The sequence below is a fragment of the Nocardia sp. NPDC055165 genome (genome assembly GCF_053606985.1).
In genome coordinates this window covers 102,203-118,963 of record NZ_JBSGSS010000003.1, presented here as the reverse complement: position 1 = coordinate 118,963, position 16,761 = coordinate 102,203, and the positions used below count along the sequence as shown (strand labels likewise).

General features: G+C 68.6%; 21 protein-coding genes. 6 read left to right on the top strand and 15 right to left on the bottom strand.

Annotation, left to right across the window (positions count from 1 at the left end; genetic code table 11):
• Positions 1-15: 15 nt before the first annotated feature.
• Positions 16-525 (bottom strand): O-acetyl-ADP-ribose deacetylase, encoded by a 510-nt coding sequence (locus ACWFRF_RS07305; protein WP_452449209.1) that lies wholly within the window; start codon positions 523-525, stop codon positions 16-18.
• A gap of 91 nt (positions 526-616) precedes the next feature.
• Between ACWFRF_RS07305 and ACWFRF_RS07300 the strand changes: the two genes are divergently transcribed.
• Positions 617-1,117, top strand: coding sequence for an SRPBCC domain-containing protein (locus ACWFRF_RS07300; RefSeq protein WP_452449208.1), 501 nt, complete (start codon positions 617-619; stop codon positions 1,115-1,117).
• Positions 1,118-1,176: 59 nt separating this feature from the next.
• Here ACWFRF_RS07300 and ACWFRF_RS07295 read toward each other — a convergent pair whose 3' ends face one another.
• From ACWFRF_RS07295 to ACWFRF_RS07285, 3 genes are all read right to left on the bottom strand, one after another.
• On the bottom strand, positions 1,177-1,932 hold the full coding sequence (locus ACWFRF_RS07295) for a YebC/PmpR family DNA-binding transcriptional regulator (RefSeq protein ID WP_378988955.1): 756 nt from the start codon (positions 1,930-1,932) through the stop codon (positions 1,177-1,179).
• 92 nt (positions 1,933-2,024) lie between these two features.
• A complete protein-coding gene (gene pdxT, locus ACWFRF_RS07290; RefSeq protein WP_387442758.1) occupies positions 2,025-2,645 on the bottom strand; it encodes a pyridoxal 5'-phosphate synthase glutaminase subunit PdxT in 621 nt (206 codons plus the stop codon).
• A 44-nt stretch (positions 2,646-2,689) separates the two neighbouring features.
• Positions 2,690-3,511: an acyl-CoA thioesterase gene (locus tag ACWFRF_RS07285; RefSeq protein WP_378988953.1), complete on the bottom strand. Its 822-nt coding sequence runs from the start codon at positions 3,509-3,511 to the stop codon at positions 2,690-2,692.
• Positions 3,512-3,590: 79 nt separating this feature from the next.
• On the opposite strand from ACWFRF_RS07285, the gene ACWFRF_RS07280 reads away from it, so the two are divergent.
• On the top strand, positions 3,591-4,199 hold the full coding sequence (locus ACWFRF_RS07280; protein ID WP_452449207.1) for a hypothetical protein: 609 nt from the start codon (positions 3,591-3,593) through the stop codon (positions 4,197-4,199).
• Positions 4,200-4,273: 74 nt separating this feature from the next.
• Here ACWFRF_RS07280 and ACWFRF_RS07275 read toward each other — a convergent pair whose 3' ends face one another.
• The 3 genes from ACWFRF_RS07275 to ACWFRF_RS07265 form a co-directional block, all read right to left on the bottom strand.
• Positions 4,274-4,771 carry a hypothetical protein gene (locus ACWFRF_RS07275; protein ID WP_378988951.1) on the bottom strand — a complete coding sequence of 166 codons (498 nt, stop codon included), beginning with the start codon at positions 4,769-4,771 and terminating at the stop codon, positions 4,274-4,276.
• Between the two features lie 176 nt (positions 4,772-4,947).
• Positions 4,948-5,736 (bottom strand): inositol monophosphatase family protein, encoded by a 789-nt coding sequence (locus ACWFRF_RS07270; protein WP_378988950.1) that lies wholly within the window; start codon positions 5,734-5,736, stop codon positions 4,948-4,950.
• A gap of 101 nt (positions 5,737-5,837) precedes the next feature.
• Positions 5,838-6,572, bottom strand: a complete 735-nt coding sequence (locus ACWFRF_RS07265; protein ID WP_378988949.1) for a sulfite exporter TauE/SafE family protein — start codon at positions 6,570-6,572, stop codon at positions 5,838-5,840.
• A 126-nt stretch (positions 6,573-6,698) separates the two neighbouring features.
• Here ACWFRF_RS07265 and ACWFRF_RS07260 point away from each other — a divergent pair, with 126 nt between their 5' ends.
• Positions 6,699-7,496, top strand: coding sequence for a hypothetical protein (locus ACWFRF_RS07260; protein ID WP_449966178.1), 798 nt, complete (start codon positions 6,699-6,701; stop codon positions 7,494-7,496).
• 19 nt (positions 7,497-7,515) lie between these two features.
• Here ACWFRF_RS07260 and ACWFRF_RS07255 read toward each other — a convergent pair whose 3' ends face one another.
• A complete protein-coding gene (locus ACWFRF_RS07255; RefSeq protein WP_452449206.1) occupies positions 7,516-8,133 on the bottom strand; it encodes a hypothetical protein in 618 nt (205 codons plus the stop codon).
• Positions 8,134-8,272: 139 nt separating this feature from the next.
• Here ACWFRF_RS07255 and ACWFRF_RS07250 point away from each other — a divergent pair, with 139 nt between their 5' ends.
• Complete coding sequence (locus tag ACWFRF_RS07250; RefSeq protein ID WP_452449205.1) at positions 8,273-9,436, top strand: sensor histidine kinase; 1,164 nt, start codon at positions 8,273-8,275, stop codon at positions 9,434-9,436.
• Positions 9,433-10,083, top strand: coding sequence for a response regulator (locus ACWFRF_RS07245; RefSeq protein WP_452449204.1), 651 nt, complete (start codon positions 9,433-9,435; stop codon positions 10,081-10,083). The genes ACWFRF_RS07250 and ACWFRF_RS07245 overlap by 4 nt, the downstream gene beginning before the upstream one ends.
• Positions 10,084-10,100: 17 nt before the next feature.
• On the opposite strand, the gene ACWFRF_RS07240 is transcribed toward ACWFRF_RS07245, so the two are convergent.
• Positions 10,101-10,673 carry a TetR/AcrR family transcriptional regulator gene (locus tag ACWFRF_RS07240; protein WP_452449203.1) on the bottom strand — a complete coding sequence of 191 codons (573 nt, stop codon included), beginning with the start codon at positions 10,671-10,673 and terminating at the stop codon, positions 10,101-10,103.
• Between the two features lie 107 nt (positions 10,674-10,780).
• On the opposite strand from ACWFRF_RS07240, the gene ACWFRF_RS07235 reads away from it, so the two are divergent.
• Complete coding sequence (locus ACWFRF_RS07235; protein WP_452449202.1) at positions 10,781-11,608, top strand: SDR family NAD(P)-dependent oxidoreductase; 828 nt, start codon at positions 10,781-10,783, stop codon at positions 11,606-11,608.
• 90 nt (positions 11,609-11,698) lie between these two features.
• On the opposite strand, the gene pdxS is transcribed toward ACWFRF_RS07235, so the two are convergent.
• The 6 genes from pdxS to pgsA form a co-directional block, all read right to left on the bottom strand.
• Positions 11,699-12,619, bottom strand: coding sequence for a pyridoxal 5'-phosphate synthase lyase subunit PdxS (gene pdxS, locus ACWFRF_RS07230; protein ID WP_056810852.1), 921 nt, complete (start codon positions 12,617-12,619; stop codon positions 11,699-11,701).
• 152 nt (positions 12,620-12,771) lie between these two features.
• Positions 12,772-12,894, bottom strand: coding sequence for a hypothetical protein (locus ACWFRF_RS07225; RefSeq protein ID WP_452449201.1), 123 nt, complete (start codon positions 12,892-12,894; stop codon positions 12,772-12,774).
• A 105-nt stretch (positions 12,895-12,999) separates the two neighbouring features.
• A complete protein-coding gene (locus ACWFRF_RS07220; RefSeq protein ID WP_379312721.1) occupies positions 13,000-14,046 on the bottom strand; it encodes an NUDIX hydrolase in 1,047 nt (348 codons plus the stop codon).
• Positions 14,046-15,170, bottom strand: coding sequence for a glycosyltransferase family 4 protein (locus ACWFRF_RS07215; protein ID WP_379312717.1), 1,125 nt, complete (start codon positions 15,168-15,170; stop codon positions 14,046-14,048). Before ACWFRF_RS07215 ends, ACWFRF_RS07220 begins: the two co-directional genes overlap by 1 nt.
• A complete protein-coding gene (locus ACWFRF_RS07210; protein ID WP_387442739.1) occupies positions 15,167-16,090 on the bottom strand; it encodes a phosphatidylinositol mannoside acyltransferase in 924 nt (307 codons plus the stop codon). Before ACWFRF_RS07210 ends, ACWFRF_RS07215 begins: the two co-directional genes overlap by 4 nt.
• Complete coding sequence (gene pgsA, locus ACWFRF_RS07205; RefSeq protein ID WP_378988934.1) at positions 16,087-16,758, bottom strand: phosphatidylinositol phosphate synthase; 672 nt, start codon at positions 16,756-16,758, stop codon at positions 16,087-16,089. The genes ACWFRF_RS07210 and pgsA overlap by 4 nt, the downstream gene beginning before the upstream one ends.
• Positions 16,759-16,761 lie beyond the last annotated feature (3 nt).

Here is a 16,761-nt window from a genome sequence, read left to right as displayed (position 1 = left end):
TTCCCACGCTGCCGCCTACCCCACAGCGGTGGTGAAGACCTCCAGGGCACGATCGTCGAACAGCACGAACCGCACCTGCGTCACGTGTGTCTCGGCCGTGCGGACCGTCTCGACCGCGATCCGCGCGCCGTCATCCATCGGCCAGCCGAAGATACCGGTGGAGATCGCCGGGAACGCGACGGTTGCCGCTCCCAGTTCGTCTGCCACGCGCAGGGATTCGCGATAGCAGGAGGCGAGCAGCTCGGAGCGGTCCTCGGTGGCCGACCACACGGGGCCGACTGTGTGGATCACCCAGCGGGCGGGGAGCAGGCCCGCGGTGGTCGCCACCGCCTGGCCGGTACGCAGGCCTTTGCCGTAGTGCGAGGCGCGCAGGTCGCGACATTCCGACAGGATCTGCGGACCGCCCTTGCGGTGGATCGCCCCGTCGACGCCACCGCCGCCGAGCAGCGAGGAGTTCGCGGCGTTGACCACCGCGTCCACCTGCTGCTCGGTGATGTCGCCCCGGACCGTCTCGATTCGCGTCATGATCCTCATTGTGCCGGGGCGTCCACGTAGTCCACGGGTACCGTCGAGTGAGCAGGCATGGTCGGTCCGTCCGAGGCGAGGAGAACCACGCATGGCCATACCCACCGGTGACATCGTCGCGACGCCCGACGGGCGGGACCTGGTGATCACCAGGTCGCTGGGGTTGCCGATCGAGGAGGTGTGGGCACGGTTGACCGATCCGCACCTGACCTCGGGGTGGTACGGCACCTGGGAGGGCGAGCCGGGGACCGGCAACACCATCCGGGTGCAGATGCGCTTCGAGGAGGGTGAACCGTGGTCGGCGATGCGCATCGACGACTGCACCCCGCCGATCCACCTCGGCGTCTCCTCGACCGACCAGATCGGCCTGTGGCGGCTCGAGGTGACGTTGCTCGACACCGGCGCGGCCACCGAACTGCGCCTGGTCCACCATCTGACGTCGGAATATCAGCTGGCGGAGATCCCGCAGATCGGTCCGGGGTGGGAGTACTACGCGGACATGTTCGTCGCGGCCTGCACGCACACCGAACGACCGGATTTCGCCGACTACTACCCGTCGATGTCTGGCTACTACCAGCAGCGGGCGTCCTAGCCGAAACGTGAACCGCCCCGGCCGAATTCACGGCCGGGGCGGGTTCGACGGAAAACGATCTACTCGTCGTCGAGTTCCGCGGCGACCTCGTCGGAGATGTCGACGTTGGTGTACACGTTCTGCACATCGTCGCTGTCTTCGAGAGCGTCGACCAGCTTGAACACCTTGCGCGCACCGTCGGCGTCGACCGCGACCGACACCGACGCCTGGAAACCGGACTCGGCGGAGTCGTAGTCGATGTTCGCGGCCTGCAGGGCCGAGCGCACCGCGATCAGATCGCCGGGCTCGGAGATGATCTCGAAGACGTCGCCGTGGTCGTTGACGTCTTCGGCGCCCGCGTCGAGCACCGTCTCGAGGACGTCGTCCTCGGACAGGCCGTTCTTCTCGAGCGTCACCACGCCCTTGCGGGCGAACAGGTACGACACCGAACCCGGGTCGGCCATGTTGCCGCCGTTGCGGGTCATCGCCAGCCGGACCTCGCCCGCGGCGCGGTTGCGGTTGTCGGTGAGGCACTCGATCAGCACGGCCACACCGTTGGGCCCGTAGCCCTCGTACATGATCGTCTGCCAGTCGGCGCCGCCGGCCTCTTCACCACCACCGCGCTTGCGGGCGCGCTCGATGTTGTCGTTGGGGACCGATGTCTTCTTCGCCTTCTGGATGGCGTCGAACAGCGTCGGATTGCCCGCAGGGTCACTACCACCAGTGCGGGCCGCCACCTCGATGTTCTTGATCAGCTTGGCGAAGAGTTTGCCGCGCTTGGCGTCGATTCCCGCCTTCTTGTGCTTGGTGGTGGCCCATTTGGAGTGGCCGCTCATGCCCTACTTCCTTCAAGTCGGTTGCGCGTCTGCCCGGGCGGACAAGCTCGATCCAGCCTACTCACCGTCCACCACGCCCGCCGACGCGGGCTTTATCGCGCGGCCCGAACCAGGTCGACGAACAGTTCGTGCACCCGAAGATCGCCGGTCACCTCGGGATGGAAGGAGGTCGCCACCACGTTGCCCTGCCTGGCAGCGACGATGCGGCCCTCGGCGGGGCCGTGCGGCACCCGCGCCAGCACCTCGACGCCGTCGCCCACCCGCTCCACCCACGGCGCGCGAATGAACACCGCGCGCACGGGCGTGTCGAGGCCGGTGAAGTCCAGGTCGGTCTCGAAGGAATCGACCTGCCGACCGAACGCGTTGCGCCGCACCGTCATATCGATGCCGGACAGGTGCTGGGCGTCGGCCCTGGTGTCGAGGACCTCCGAGGCGAGCAGGATCATGCCCGCGCAGGACCCGAACGCGGGCAGCCCGTCGCGCAGCCGCGCCCGCAACGGTTCCAGCAGGTCGAACGCCTGCAACAGCTTGGAGATCGCGGTCGACTCGCCGCCGGGCAGCACGAGCCCGTCGACCGCGGCCAGCTCCGACTCGCGCCGCACCAGCACCGGATCGGCCCCGCAGTGCTCCAGCGCGGCAACGTGTTCACGCACGTCACCCTGTAGCGCGAGGACACCGATGGTCGGCCGGGTGGGGGTCGAGGTTGCGTTCACAGCCGTTGAGCTTACGAGCGCGCCCGATGTGGGCCCGCTCACGCTCACTTCTGGCGCGGCGTGCGGATCAGACCTTCCTGGACGACAGCGGCGACCAGGTTGCCCTCGCGGTCCCAGATCTTGCCGCCGGTCAGCGCGCGACCGAAACCGGCCGAGGGAGAGGACTGGTCGTAGAGCAGCCATTCGTCGGCACGGAACGGGCGCAGGAACCACATGGCGTGGTCGAGCGACGCGTTCTGGGTCGGTTCGTCGGGGTGGATCACCTTCGACGAGCCGAGCAGCGTCATATCGCTCATGTAGGCCAGCGTGCAGACGTGGAACATCGGGTCGTCGGGCAGCGGGTGCCGGTACCGGAACCACACCTGCTGGGGGGAGACGGCGCCGTCGCGCGCGACGACCTGATCCTGCGGGACCGTGCGGATGTCCCAGTGCTCCCATTCACGCATGGCCCACAGCCGCTCGGGGGTCATGGTCACGCTGGCGTCGGGCAGGTCGTCGGGACCGTCGACCGAGGGCATCACGTCCTGGTGTTCGGGCCCTTCGTCACCGTGATGGAACGAGGCCGACATCGTGAATATCGCCTGTCCGTCCTGCACGCCGGTGACCCGCCGCGTGCAGAACGACCGGCCGTCGCGGATGCGTTCCACCAGGTAGACGGTGGGTTCCTCCGGATTGCCCGGTCGCAGGAAGTAGCCGTGCAGAGAATGCACCTGGAAGCTGCGATCGACGGTGCGGACCGCCGAGACCAGCGCCTGCCCGGCCACCTGACCGCCGAAGGTGCGCGGTAGCTGAGACTCCGTGGAAGCACCGCGGAAGATGTCGCGCTCCAGTCGCTCGATCGCGAGCGCCTCTTCGATTGTCGCCATGCGCTCGAGATTATCGCCTTGCCGACCGGGCGGTATGTCCGGCTCTGCACAGCGGCCCGGAATTTGCTGAGATGGTCCGGTGCCGACGTTCACTCCCACCTCTCCCGCCGCCCTCGCCCGGCTCGTCGCCGACCGGCTCGTCGAGCTGCCGGGGCGACGGGTGCTCGCGGTCGACGGCGCCGACGCGGCCGCCCCGATGGAACTGGGCCGCCGGATCGTGGACACGCTCACCGACCGGGGGCGATCGGCGGCGGTGGTGTCGGTGCACGACTTCGTGCGACCCGCGTCGCTACGCATGGAATACGGGCGCGATGACGAATGGTCTTATCGCACAGCATGGTTCGACTACGAGGCCATGCGCCGCGAGATCCTCGACGTGCTTCGCACCGAAGGGCGCTGGTTGCCCGCGCTGTGGGACGAGGAGCGGGACAGGTCGGCGCGGGCGGCGATTCGGGCCGCGCAGGCCGATCTGGTGCTGGTGCTCGCGGGGCCGATGCTGCTCGGTCGCGGTCTGGATTTCGATCTCGCGATCCGCCTGGAACTGAGTGAGCAGGCGGCGCTGCGGCGCACACCCGCCGAGCAGCGATGGACGCTGCCCGCTGTACGCGATCACACTGCCGACAATCCCGAGGAAGCGACCTGGACCGTTCGCTGGGATCACCCCGATCGGGCGGCACTTCGCCGCTGACAGCACGGGAGCCGAAACAGCCCGGATACGCGAAAGCCCCGTCCGACAGACGAACGGGGCTCGAGCGACGACGATCAGGCGCAGGCGACCGAGGTCTGACCCAGGTTGGTCAGCATGCCGCAGGCCCACGACTTCTGGACCTTCCACTTGCCCGCTTCGGCCACGAACGGCACGTCGACGACATTGGTCTGGCCGTTGACGGTGAAGTTGGCCTTGGCGTTGACGCTGTCACCGAAGGAGGTCACCTCGGTCACCTGGACCTGGACGTTGTTGTCCTGGACGGCCTGTGCCAGGCGGTTCGGCAGCTCGGGGTCGGCCTCGATGCCCTGCACGAAGTCCAGCTTCTGGTCGTTGGGGACCGCCGGATCCAGTGCGGTGGTGAGCTGCGCGTTGAGCTGTTCGACCGTCGGCACCGCCGGCAGGTCCGCGGTTGCCGAACCCTGAGCCTTGGCACTGGTGGTGGTCTTGGGCGCGGGCTTGTCGCCCTTGTCGTCACTGCACGCACTCAGGCCGAGCGCGGCGACCACAGCCAATCCTGCGATCGCGACTCGTCCGGTCCTACGAAACTTCATCCACTCGTCCTTACGTCGGGTCGGAATCTCGCCCTCTGGGCGACGGCGGAGGACCGGCGCCACACAGCGCAGGCCTCGATGCCACGGCGAGGACGCTACCCAGTGATGTTGAGGAAACTCTGAGACACAGACAACCGGGGGCTGTGAGCTGCGCCCGATTGTGATGCACCCCAGCGTCACCCGGCGCGCAGACCCACCACCGCCTCGACCAGCCGCGCATGGGTCGGCGCGTCCGCTGCCGCGATGAGCCCGTGTGGCGCGGTGTGCAGCGGTTGCCCGGCGAGACCGGTAACCACGCAGCCCGCCGCCTGACACACCGCGATCGCGCTGCTGAAATGCACGCTGTCACGGAGATCGCCGCCGGTGATGTAGGCGGCGCGACGCCCGGCCGCCACCCAGACGAGGGCTAACGAGGTCGATAGGACCCGCGGATGGAACTCTCCCGCAAAGCCTTCGGCGTCGAAGAGCCGCGCCGGGGTCGACCAGGGGAACGGGTGGTCGAGGTCGACATCGACGAGATGGCTTCCCGAGTGCGGGCGCAACGGCTCGTCGCGGCCCTCGGTGCGCAGGAACGCGCCCTGCCCCGCCGTCCAGAACACTTCGTCGGCGAACGGGTCGGCGGTCGCCGCCACTGTCACGGCGTCGCCGTCGCGCAGCGCGACGTTGACCGCCACGAACGCGGTGTCGACGGCGAAATTCCTGGTGCCACAGAGTGGATCGACAAACCACGTCCGATCGCTGCGGGCAGAGCCGGTGACGCCCGATTCCTCGGCGACGAACCGGTCGCCCGGACATTCGGTCGCGAGGACGTCGAGGATGGCTTTCTCGGCCGCGATATCGGCCTGCGTGGCGAAATCGTCGCCCTGTTTGGCGTAGCGAGTGAGCGGGCCGTGGAAGGCCGACCGGATCACCGCCGAAGCGACTTCTGTTGCGTGGATTGCGATTTCACTATCTGAGTGGTGCACCGTCTCCAGGCTACGGACCGTGTCGCCGCCCGGCAGGCGAACAGCGGTCTGATCGGCCCGGACACGCAGCGCGCACGGCCCGAGCCAACGCGGAGGTACGCCTATCGGGCCAGGTACACGGCGAGCCCGAGTCCGCCGATACCGACGGTCACCCGCAACACACTCGGCGGAATCACTTTCACCACCGGCGGACCACACCAGCCACCTGCCAGCGCACCCGCGCCGAGGGCCAGCGCCGCGCCCCAGTGCACCGGTCCGAAGGCCGCGAAGCCGACCGCGGCGACGAGGTTCGCGATGCCGAGCAGGAAGCTCTTGAGAATCGACGCGCTCCAGATCGATTCGGCGGTGCACAGCATCATCATCGACAGGTAGATCACGCCCGCGCCCGCGCCGAAGTATCCGCCGTACACGGAGGTGAGCAGGATGCCGACCGGCACGATCCAGGGCGCGCTGAGCTCGCCGATATGGTGGCGCACCAGTGGTTGCACCAACAGCGCGATCGACGCCATCGCCACCAGGAACGGCACGACCACCTCGAACGCGCCGTCCGGAGCGACCAGCAGCGCGAGCGCGCCGAGCAGCCCGCCCACGGCCGCCAGCACCGCCCAGCGCACCAGCGTGGGCCCTCGGCCGACGAGTTCACGCCCGGAATTCGCGGTCGCCCCGACGCCGACGGCGACCATGGCGACCGTGTTGGTGACATTGGCCGCGACGGGCGGCAGACCGGCGGCCAGCAGCGCCGGATAGGAGACGATCGAGGCCATCCCGGTGACGAAACCGATCAAGCCGGTGAAGAATCCCGCGACGACCAGCAAGGAGAAGTCGAGCGCGGTCACGGACCGACTGTACGGTATGCCCAGTTGGCAGCAATTCCTGGGCCAACCGATACCGAGCCCACATCGCCCACCTGCGCCGGGATCACTCCGACTCGCCGAAGGCCGTGCCAGGATGTCGGAGTGCAGATGACGACTTTCGAGCCGGGCGAACCACCCGTTCGACGTAACCGGCTGGACTCCAACACCGTTGCCCGCCTCGACGACGTCACCACCTTCGCCCAGCTGCTCGACGCGTTAGAGCTGGTCCGCATGGATCATCCCGATGCCAGGATCCTCTGCACGCTCGACGATCTCGGCCAGTGCGCCTACACGAGCATGCACGCCACGCTCGGACTCGTCGAAGGCGAGGGCGGGGTCGTCCACGACGACCCGGACGACCCCGCCGCCACCCACCACGCCGAGAACGCCACGGTCTCGCGCATCGCCGCGCTGCTGGACAACCCGTCCGCCCGCGTTCCGTGGGACGCGCTGCGCGACACCCGCAACGCGTCCGAGGACGAACTCGCCGCGCTCGTCGCCGCCAACCGTTCCCCCGACCGTGTGGTCGACGACGTCGTGCTGATCCAGCGGGTCCCGGTGGACCGTGACGACCTCGCCATCGCCGGTATCCCCAACGGGTACTTCGCCGACGACTGGAGCACCTACGACAACCACACCGTCATCCGCCGCATGGCCACCCACGGCTACCGCCACATCGCCATCGGCGCTTCCCTGCTCGCCTTCGCCCGCCCCACCGCCCCCACCCCCGAGCAAGCCGCTGCCCTGGTCACCGACCTGACCCACCTCTACGGCTCCCCCACCGCCATCGCCTGGCACGAGCTGGCCGTTCTGCTGCCCACCCAGCGCCAGCTCATCCTCGGCTACGCCGAGAACTTCGCCGACGCCCTCACCACCGATACCGAAGGCGCGGCGGGCCAGCCGTAGGCCGCGGCCCCTGGTAGCGCTATCGCGCCGGATCGGGTGTCGACGGCTGCCACGCGCGAGCGGTAGCCGCCGGGGCGACCGTCACGCTCGACCACACCGCCCAGGCCAGCCACACCATGCCGAATCCGGCCGCGATGTGTCCGACGCGCACCAGCGTCGCCGGGAGCAGGAAGGTGAGGCAGAGCACGGACAGGCCTGCGGTGTAGAGGATGGCCGCGCCGCGCGGGACCGCCGCGCTACGCAGCAGCGCTGTGCCGAACAGCAGCGTTCCACCCAGCGCGAGGACCGCGGTGGCGAGGAAAGCGAATTCGGCCGGGCTGGTGAGCAATTCGTCGACCACCGGCTTGTCCAGGTACACCAGCACGAAGTTCATGGCGAAGGCGATACCCGCGAAATAGCCGAAACCGAGGAATTGCACGACGAAGGCGAGTGCGCCGAAGCGGCCGAGACGCTGGTGCAGCAGTGCGTACAACGCCACCAGCAGTCCGATCCCGAAGGGAACGGCCGCCCCGTTGAGAACCTGGGTGAGCGGTATCTTGCCCGCGGCGATCAGTTCGATCGCGCCCGCCGCCGCGATCGCTCCGCCGCAGACGAAGCCGGAGATGCCGCCCAGTCGCAGTAGTGCTCGTGTGTCCATGTCGAAATCCCTTCTCGATGTCGAGTTCGACGGTAGGAATCCGGTGGTCACGGCGGTAAGTGCCGGGCGACCCATGACCTTCGGCCAAAATTGCCCCTCGACCGTGGCCGTGCGATGAATCCGGCCATACGCTCAACGAATGCATCGACCGCGCGCACTGACCTGGGTGGCGTGCTTCCTCTATGTCTCCGTGCTGGTCGCCGGGCTCGCCGTCGCCTCGACCGGGCCTGTCGACCCTGCCCGGTCCAGCGCGTTCGCCGGGGCCCTCCTGCTCGCGGGAGGGCTGGAGATCGCCGCAGGGAGGTTCACTGGGTCCAGGACGCTCGCGATCGCCGGGCTGGTCGTCCGTGCCGTCCTGTACACGGTGATCACCGTGCTCGACAGCAGCGGCAATGCGAAGGTCCTGTTCGTCTTGCTGCCGCTCACTGCCTATTTCACCGTCGGGCATCGGGTCGCCTACACACTCGCCGGTGGCGGTCTACTCCTCGCCGGGATCATCGTCCTCGGGCGACCGGCGCTGCGAACGAATCCCGAAGCGCTCTCGGATCTGCTGATGTTCACGATCGGCGTCGTTTTCGCCCTCGCGATCGCGGTGATCGCCGAACGCGAGGAAACCGGGCGGCGGCGCGCGGAAACACTGCTCACCGAGCTGTCCGACGCGCACGCCCGGCTCCGGGAATACGCCGACCAGGCAGTCTCCCTCGCCACCGTCGCCGAACGAACCCGGGTGGCCCGCGATATCCATGACAGCGTCGGCCACCATCTCGTGGTCACCGCGATCCAGCTGGAGAAATCGGCCGCCTACCGGTCGTTGGACACCGATATCGCCGACCGGGCGCTCGCCGAGGGGCGTCATTCCACGCGCCTGGCGCTCGACGAGGTACGGCGCGCGGTCGGCACCCTGCGCGCCGACGACACACAGTTCACCCTCGCCACCGCGTTGCGAGCGCTCGCGATCCGGCTCGACGACACCGGCTTCGCCGTGTCCCTCGACCTCACCGGCACCGAGGACACCGTCGGCGAACCTGTCCGCCTCGCCCTGTATCTCGCCGCGCAGGAAGCACTCACCAACGCGCGCCGCCATTCCAGCGCCACCGCCGTGGCGGTCCGGGTCAACCTGACACCGGCCACCGGCGTCCTCGACATCGCCGACAACGGAACAGGTTTCGCGCCGGGCACGGTCGAGGGGCAGGGGCTCACCGGAATGCGTGAACGGCTCGATCTGGTCGACGGCGAGGTGCGAATCACCTCCAGCACCACAGGAACTCGTCTGCTCGTCACGATCCCGGTGGTGGCGCGATGATCGGACACGATGCCGGTATTCCTGCGCCGAAGGTCCGCGTGCTGATCGCTGACGATGAGCGTCTCGTCCGCGAAGGGATCGCCGCGCTGCTCGCCTTGCAGTCCGGTATCGACGTAGTCGGCACGGCCGAAAGTGGCGCCGAGGCAGTCGAATCGACTGGCGCGCTGACACCTGATGTGGTCCTGATGGACGTGCGGATGCCCGGAATGGACGGCGTCGAGGCAGCCGCTCTCGTGCGCGGCCGGGCGACGGTGCTGATGCTCACCACCTTCGACGACGACGGCTATATCGTCGCGGCCCTGCGCGCGGGCGCCTCCGGATACCTGCTCAAAGACCTCCCCGCCGCCGAACTCGCCCAGGCGATCCGCCTCGCGCACGCCGGCGTAGACCAGTACTCCGCCGCCGTCACTGCGCGCCTGGCCGCCATGGTCCGATCCCGCACACCACGCCCCACCGTCGAACTCACCGGTCGCGAAACCGAGGTCCTGCGTCTGCTCGCCACCGGCGCCGCCAACCGCGAGATCGCCCGGTCCCTCTACCTCAGCGAGGGCACCGTCAAGAACCACATCTCGAGCATCCTGAACCGTCTCGGCGTGCGTGACCGCACCCAAGCCGCCATCTACGCACACGAGCAGGGCATCCTCTGAAACGCCCGTGCCCGGGTTCAGGTCAGGGCGTTCACCATGCGCGCGGCGAGCACCCGGGTTCGGTCGAACGGCGCCGCGCTCACGGCGGGCGTGCCGATCACCGAGCGCAGCACGCCGAGGCCGATCAGCAGGGCGCCGATCAGCTCCGCGCGTAGTTCCGCGTCGGGTCCGTCGAGCCGGTCGGCGAATTCACGCAGGTAGCCGTCGCAGAGTTGGGCGCGCAATTGATCGCGCACGTCGTCGTGACCGGCCGATCGGAGCATGGCCAGGAGCGGGTGTTCGCCGCCGTAGCGCGACCAGTCCTGGTACACGACATCGTGGAGCAGGGCGTCGGCGATGCTGACGACCGGGCGGTGCGGATCGGCGGCCACTCCGGTGGGGATCTCCAGGTGCATCGCCTCGGCGTAGAGCCCCTTCTTGGAACCGAAGTAGCGCGACACCAAGGCGGGATCGACCCCGACCTCGGCGGCGATCTCGCGCAGTCCGGTGCCGTCGAAACCCTGCGCTGCGAAGCGGATTCGTGCGGCGTCGAGCAGCGCGGCGCGGGTGGCCGCACGGTCACGGCGACGGGGTTCGGCTTTCGGTTCCATGAAGTCATGCTAAGTCATCAGATGTTGACTTGGTGGCGCGTTCGTTTCTAGCCTCGACATATCGGCCGATGACACAGTCCAGAGTGATTCGAAGAGAACGGGATTCGATGCGCACATATGTCATCACCGGCGGCACCGACGGCATGGGCAAAGGGCTCGGCCTACATTTTCTGCGACGCGGCGACCGGGTGATCGCGATCGCCAGCGGCGCGACGAAAGGCGAGGCGTTCGGCCGGGAGGCCGCCGCGATCGGCGCGGGCGAGCGCGCGGTGTTCCTGCGAGCCGATCTGAGCACCCTGACAGGAATGCGGGACACCCTTGCCCGGGTCACCGCGCTGGCCGGTACCGTCGACGGCCTCGTCTTCGGCGCCCAGCGCTTCCGGCCGCGGCGCGAGGTCACCGAGGACGGCACCGAGTTCACCTTCGCGCTGCACTACCTGAGCCGATTCGTTCTCGGACACGGTCTCGTCGCTGCGCTGGAACGCGCGGATACCCCGGTCATCATGAACATCTGTGGCCCCGGCGGCTTTCCCGGCCGCATCCACTGGGATGACCTGACCCTGCGCGAGGGCTACACCGGCATGCGCGCCGCCATGCAGGCCTCACGCGCCAATGACCTGCTCGGCGTCGCCTTCCCGCACCGCCACCCGAACACCCGCACCCGCTACGTGCTCTACAACCCGATGATGGTGCGGACCGCGATGGCCGACCCGCTGCCCGCACCCCACCGGATACTGGCCAAGGCCGCCGGATTCGTTGTCGGCCGATCGGTCGATCAAGCGGTCCCGCCGATCGCCCAGCTCCTCGACGAGCCACCCGCCGATCAGGTGACCGCCTTCCGGCGCCGGACCCGGCTCCCCCTCACACGCAAGGACTTCGACCCGGACAACGCGATCCGCCTCGACACCCTGACCACCGAGCTCGTCCAGCGCTGAGTCGACGCACGAGAATGCCTCGGCGGGCGTCGCGATCGCGACGCCCGCCGAGGCGAATGTTTCAGTGCCCGAACGATATCGGGCCCACGATCACCAGCCGCGCTCGGCCAGACGGTGCGGCTGCGGGATCTCTTCGACGTTGATGCCGACCATGGCCTCGCCCAGGCCACGCGAGACCTTGGCCAGCACGTCCGGGTCGTCGTAGAAGGTGGTGGCCTTGACGATGGCGGCGGCGCGCTGTTCGGGGTTGCCGGACTTGAAGATGCCCGAGCCGACGAACACGCCTTCGGCGCCGAGCTGCATCATCATGGCGGCGTCGGCGGGGGTGGCGATGCCACCGGCGGTGAACATGACGACCGGGAGCTTGCCGGTCTGCGCGACCTCACGAACCAGCTCGTACGGGGCCTGCAGTTCCTTGGCGGCCACGAACAGCTCGTCCTCGGACAGCGAGGTCAGGCGACGGATCTCGCCGCGGATGGTACGCATGTGGGTGGTCGCGTTGGACACGTCACCGGTGCCCGCCTCGCCCTTGGAGCGGATCATGGCCGCGCCCTCGGTGATGCGGCGCAGGGCCTCGCCCAGGTTGGTGGCGCCACAGACGAACGGGACGGTGTAGTTCCACTTGTCGATGTGGTTGGCGTAGTCGGCGGGGGTGAGCACTTCGGACTCGTCGATGTAGTCCACGCCCAGGCTCTGCAGGATCTGCGCCTCGACGAAGTGGCCGATACGGGCCTTGGCCATGACCGGGATGGAGACCGCGGCGATGATGCCGTCGATCATGTCCGGGTCGCTCATCCGGGACACGCCACCCTGGGCGCGGATGTCGGCGGGCACCCGCTCGAGCGCCATCACGGCCACGGCGCCGGCGTCTTCGGCGATCTTGGCCTGCTCGGCGTTGACCACATCCATGATCACGCCACCCTTGAGCATCTCGGCCATGCCGCGCTTCACGCGGGCGGTGCCGACGGTGTTGGTGGTCTCAGGCGTAGTCACGAATGTCTCCTGTGTCATGGGCGCCAATCAAGTCGCTCGGATTCGGTTCACCGTCGATTCTAGAGCTGCCCGAAATCGGCCTTCATAGCCAGTTGAGCACCACTGGCCTTGTCACGACCAGCGGTGATGTGTTCACCGCGCACCGCTGGCCTTGTCCGATGGCCTGGCATTCACCGTGCCACGGCTCCGACCCGGTCCGCCACGGGGCCGCGCCGTGTCCGGTCGACCAGCACGATCGCCAGGAATCCGGCGTTCGCGACCGCGGCAACCAGCACGGAAACCTCGATGGGCATGATTGATCAACTCTCCGGATACCGGGACGCCGCGCGTCGCACTCGGTGTCCGAGATGAGGCGGCATCGAGCGAATCATGGCCCGGGTACTGTCCCCCGCTGGGCCTCAGCGGATCGAGCGGACCACGTGCTGGGTGTCGTCTTCAGCCGCGGAAACGGCTTCGGTGAGGAGTTCGTCGAGGTGGTACGGATAGACGGCCTCGCCCGCGTCGTCGAGTGCGCGGATGTCGTCGGCGGAGCACCAGCGGTGGTCGGTGATCGTGCGGCGCTCCAGGGCGGTCAGATCCGCCGGGCGCCATTCGAAGCCCGGCGAACGCAGGCTGAAGAACAGTTCCTCGGAGCGGATCAGCTCGCCGTTGAACGGGAACACCGCGACCCGGCGCCACAGCGGACCGCGCAGCGCGGCGGGATCCACCCGCTGCCCGGTTTCCTCGTAGATCTCGCGCACCGCGGCGTCGCGCAGGTTCTCCCCCGGTTCGACGCCGCCGCCCACGGTGAACCAGAACGCCACCTCGGGGATCATCGGGTCGTGACCACGCAGCAGCAGCACGCGGTTGTGCTCGTCGAGCAGCATCACCCGGGCGGAGGTACGGGTGGTGTGCACGGTGAGGCCGGTGGCGGCGGCGGGCGTCGCGCGTTCGGTGATCTCGAAATAGGTCGGTAGCGGCGCGGTACCGCCGAGGTGCAGGATGCGCACGGGCCTGCGGGTGCGCAGGGCCAGGGTGTCGCGCACGGCGTCGTTGTGGAAGCGCCGGGCGATCAGCACGCGCGCCTCGGCGTCGGCGAGTTCGGCCACCAGCTGCGGTCGCAGGTGGTCGATGTCGACGAGCGACAGCGCGGCGGAGAGCTGGTTCTCGATCGTTTCCCGGTCACCGCGATCGGCGCGTTCGGCCCGATCGGCGAGTGTGGCGAGCTGGGTGGCCCGTTCGGCCCGGCGGGGATCGGTACTCACCGGACCGGCCTCCGACATCGCCACCGCGCGAGCCACCACCGCCCGGCGGGCGAGCGCGGCATCGAGTGCCTGCCAGGACTGATCGGAGCGCACGTGCAGCCGGTCGAGCCGGTTCGCCGTGGAGTAGGCCCACACGCCGAGGGCGAGGACGAGCAGTGCGATCAGCCCGAGAACGAGGACGGTGGTCGCGGAGAAGGTGATCATCCGGCGGCCCGGACGCGGTTGTCGCCGACGGTGACGGTCTCGTACACCCGCAGGATCTGTTCGGCCACAACCGGCCAGTCGTAGCCCGCGACCACCTGGGTCGCGGTGCTGACCAGACGCGTCCGCGTCTCGTCGTCGGTGAGGAGCGTGTCGATGGCGGTGGCCAGCGCGTCGGAGTCACCGATCGGGGTGAGCATGCCCGCGGTCCCGTCGCGCAACACGCGACGGAAGGCGTCGAGTTCGCTCGCGACCACCGGGGTGCCTGCCGCCATCGCCTCGATCAGGATGATCCCGAAACTCTCGCCACCGAGGTTCGGCGCGACGTACACGTCGGCACTGCGCAGCGCGGCGGCTTTCTCCTCGTCGGAGACCTGTCCGAGGAACCGCAGATGCCCCGCGTGCTCCCCGGCTTCACGGCGCAACCGATCCTCGTCACCGCGGCCGACGATGAGGATCTCCACGTCGGGATGGTGGTCGATGAGCGCGGGCAGCGCGCCGAGCAGCACGTCCATGCCCTTGCGCGGTTCGTCGTAGCGACCGAGGAACAGCACGGTGCGGCCCGCGCGCGGGTATCCGTCGAGTGGCTCACCGCGCGCGAACGCGGACACATCGACACCGTTGGGGATCTCGACCGCGTCGGATCCCAGCGCCTCGACCTGCCAGCGCCTGGCCAGCTCCGACACGGCGATCCGCCCACTGATCTTCTCGTGATACGGACGAAGCACACCCTGAAAAGTACTGAGTACCAACGACTTCGTGGTCGAGGTGTGGAAGGTCGCCACGATCGGGCCCTCGGCGATCTTGAGCGCCAGCATCGACAGGCTCGGGGCGTTGGGTTCGTGGATGTGCAGCACGTCGAAGTCGTTGCTGTCGATCCAGCGCCGGATCCTGGTGTAGGCCATGGGGCCGAACGACAAGCGCGCCACCGACCCGTTGTAGGGAATCGCCACCGCGCGACCCGCCGAGACGACGAAATCCGGCAGCGGGGTGTCGTCGGAGGCGGGGGCGAGCACGCTCACCTTGTGCCCGCGTTCGATGAACACCCGGGCCAGTTCGACCACATGGGCCTGCACACCGCCGGGGACGTCGAACGAATACGGGCAGATCATGCCGATCTTCACGGCTGCCCTCCCGCCTGCTGCGCGGTGATCCGCGACAGTCGTTCGGGCGACAGATCGCCTTCCCAGAGCGGTTGCAGCATGTGCCAATCGGCCGGATGCTCGGCGATATTGGCGGCGAACCGGTCGGCGAGTGCCTGCGTCGCAGCCGCCACCCCACCGGAAACATCCAGGGCCGGTTCGGCTTTCAGCCCCCAGCCTTCGGTGCCGTCCTCGTCGACAGTGAACCAGCCGTGCACGGGAACCAGCGCGGCGCCGGTCTCGATGGCCAGTTTCGCGGCACCGCCGGGCATCCAGGTGCGCTCGCCGAAGAAGTCGACGGGCACGCCCTTGCCGGTGAGGTCGCGTTCGCCCATCAGGCACACGATCCGGTTCTGGCGCAGGCGTTCGGCGAGCGCGGCGAACGGCGGCTGCTCGCCACCGGTCAGCGGGAACACCTCGAAACCGAGGCTCTCGCGGTAGGCCACGAACCGCTCGAACAGCGATTCGGGCTTCAGCCGTTCGGCCACGGTGGTGAAGTTGTCGTAGTGCTGCACCAACCAGACACCGGCCATGTCCCAGTTGCCCGAGTGCGGCAGCACCAGGATGAGGCCGCGGCCCTGCTCGAGCGCGGCGTCGACGTTCTCCAGACCACCGACGTAGTAGTCGATCTTCGTGTGGTCCATCGACGGCAGGCGGAACGCCTCACGCCAGTAGCGGGCGTAGGAGCGCATGCTCGCCCGCATCAGGTCGCCGGGGACCTGGTCGGCGGGCACACCGAGAACGCGAGCGAGGTTGCGGCGCAGCTGTTCCGGCCCGCCGCCGCGCACCGAACGATCGGCGCCGAGGTCGAAGACCTTGCGCGCCAACCCTTCCGGCGCCGAACGCACGAGGCCCCAGCCTGCGGCGTAGCCCCAGTCGCTCAACCGATCCGTGAGGCTCACGAGGCAGATCCCGCGTCCGGCTGCGGCGTCGGCGGAATCACCACGCGGGCGCCCGGCGAATTACGCACCGCCAGCACCCGCTGGAACACCGTCACGATGCTCAGCACCGCCAGCACCCACATCGCCACGTACACGGCCCAGGTGAGCCAGTCGAGCCCCCAGTGCCCGCCGATGCCGGTGAGCCCGGCGCCGACCAGCACGATGACCAGACGGTCCGGGCGTTCGATGAGCCCACCGTCGGCGGACAGGCCACTGGCCTCCGCACGCGCCTTGGCATAGGAGATCACCTGCGAGGTGACCAGCACGATCAAGGTCAGCGCGAACAGGTGCTTGCTGTGCTCGTGATAGACGGCCCACCAGGCGAGTCCGCCGAAGATCGCGCCGTCGGCCACCCGGTCACAGGTGGCATCGAGGACGGCGCCGTACTTCGTGCCGCCGCCGCGGGCGCGCGCCATCGCACCGTCGAGCATGTCGAACATGACGAACAGCCAGATGACCATCGTTCCCCAGAACAGATGTCCGGAGGGGAACAGCGTCACCGCGGCCGCGATCGTCGCGGTGGTGCCGATCAGGGTCATCGCGTCCGGGGTGAGCCCCGTCCCGACGAGCGCTTTGCCCAGCGGCGCAGTCGCTTTCGCAAACGTCTGGCGGCCGAAGAAGCTGAGCACGGT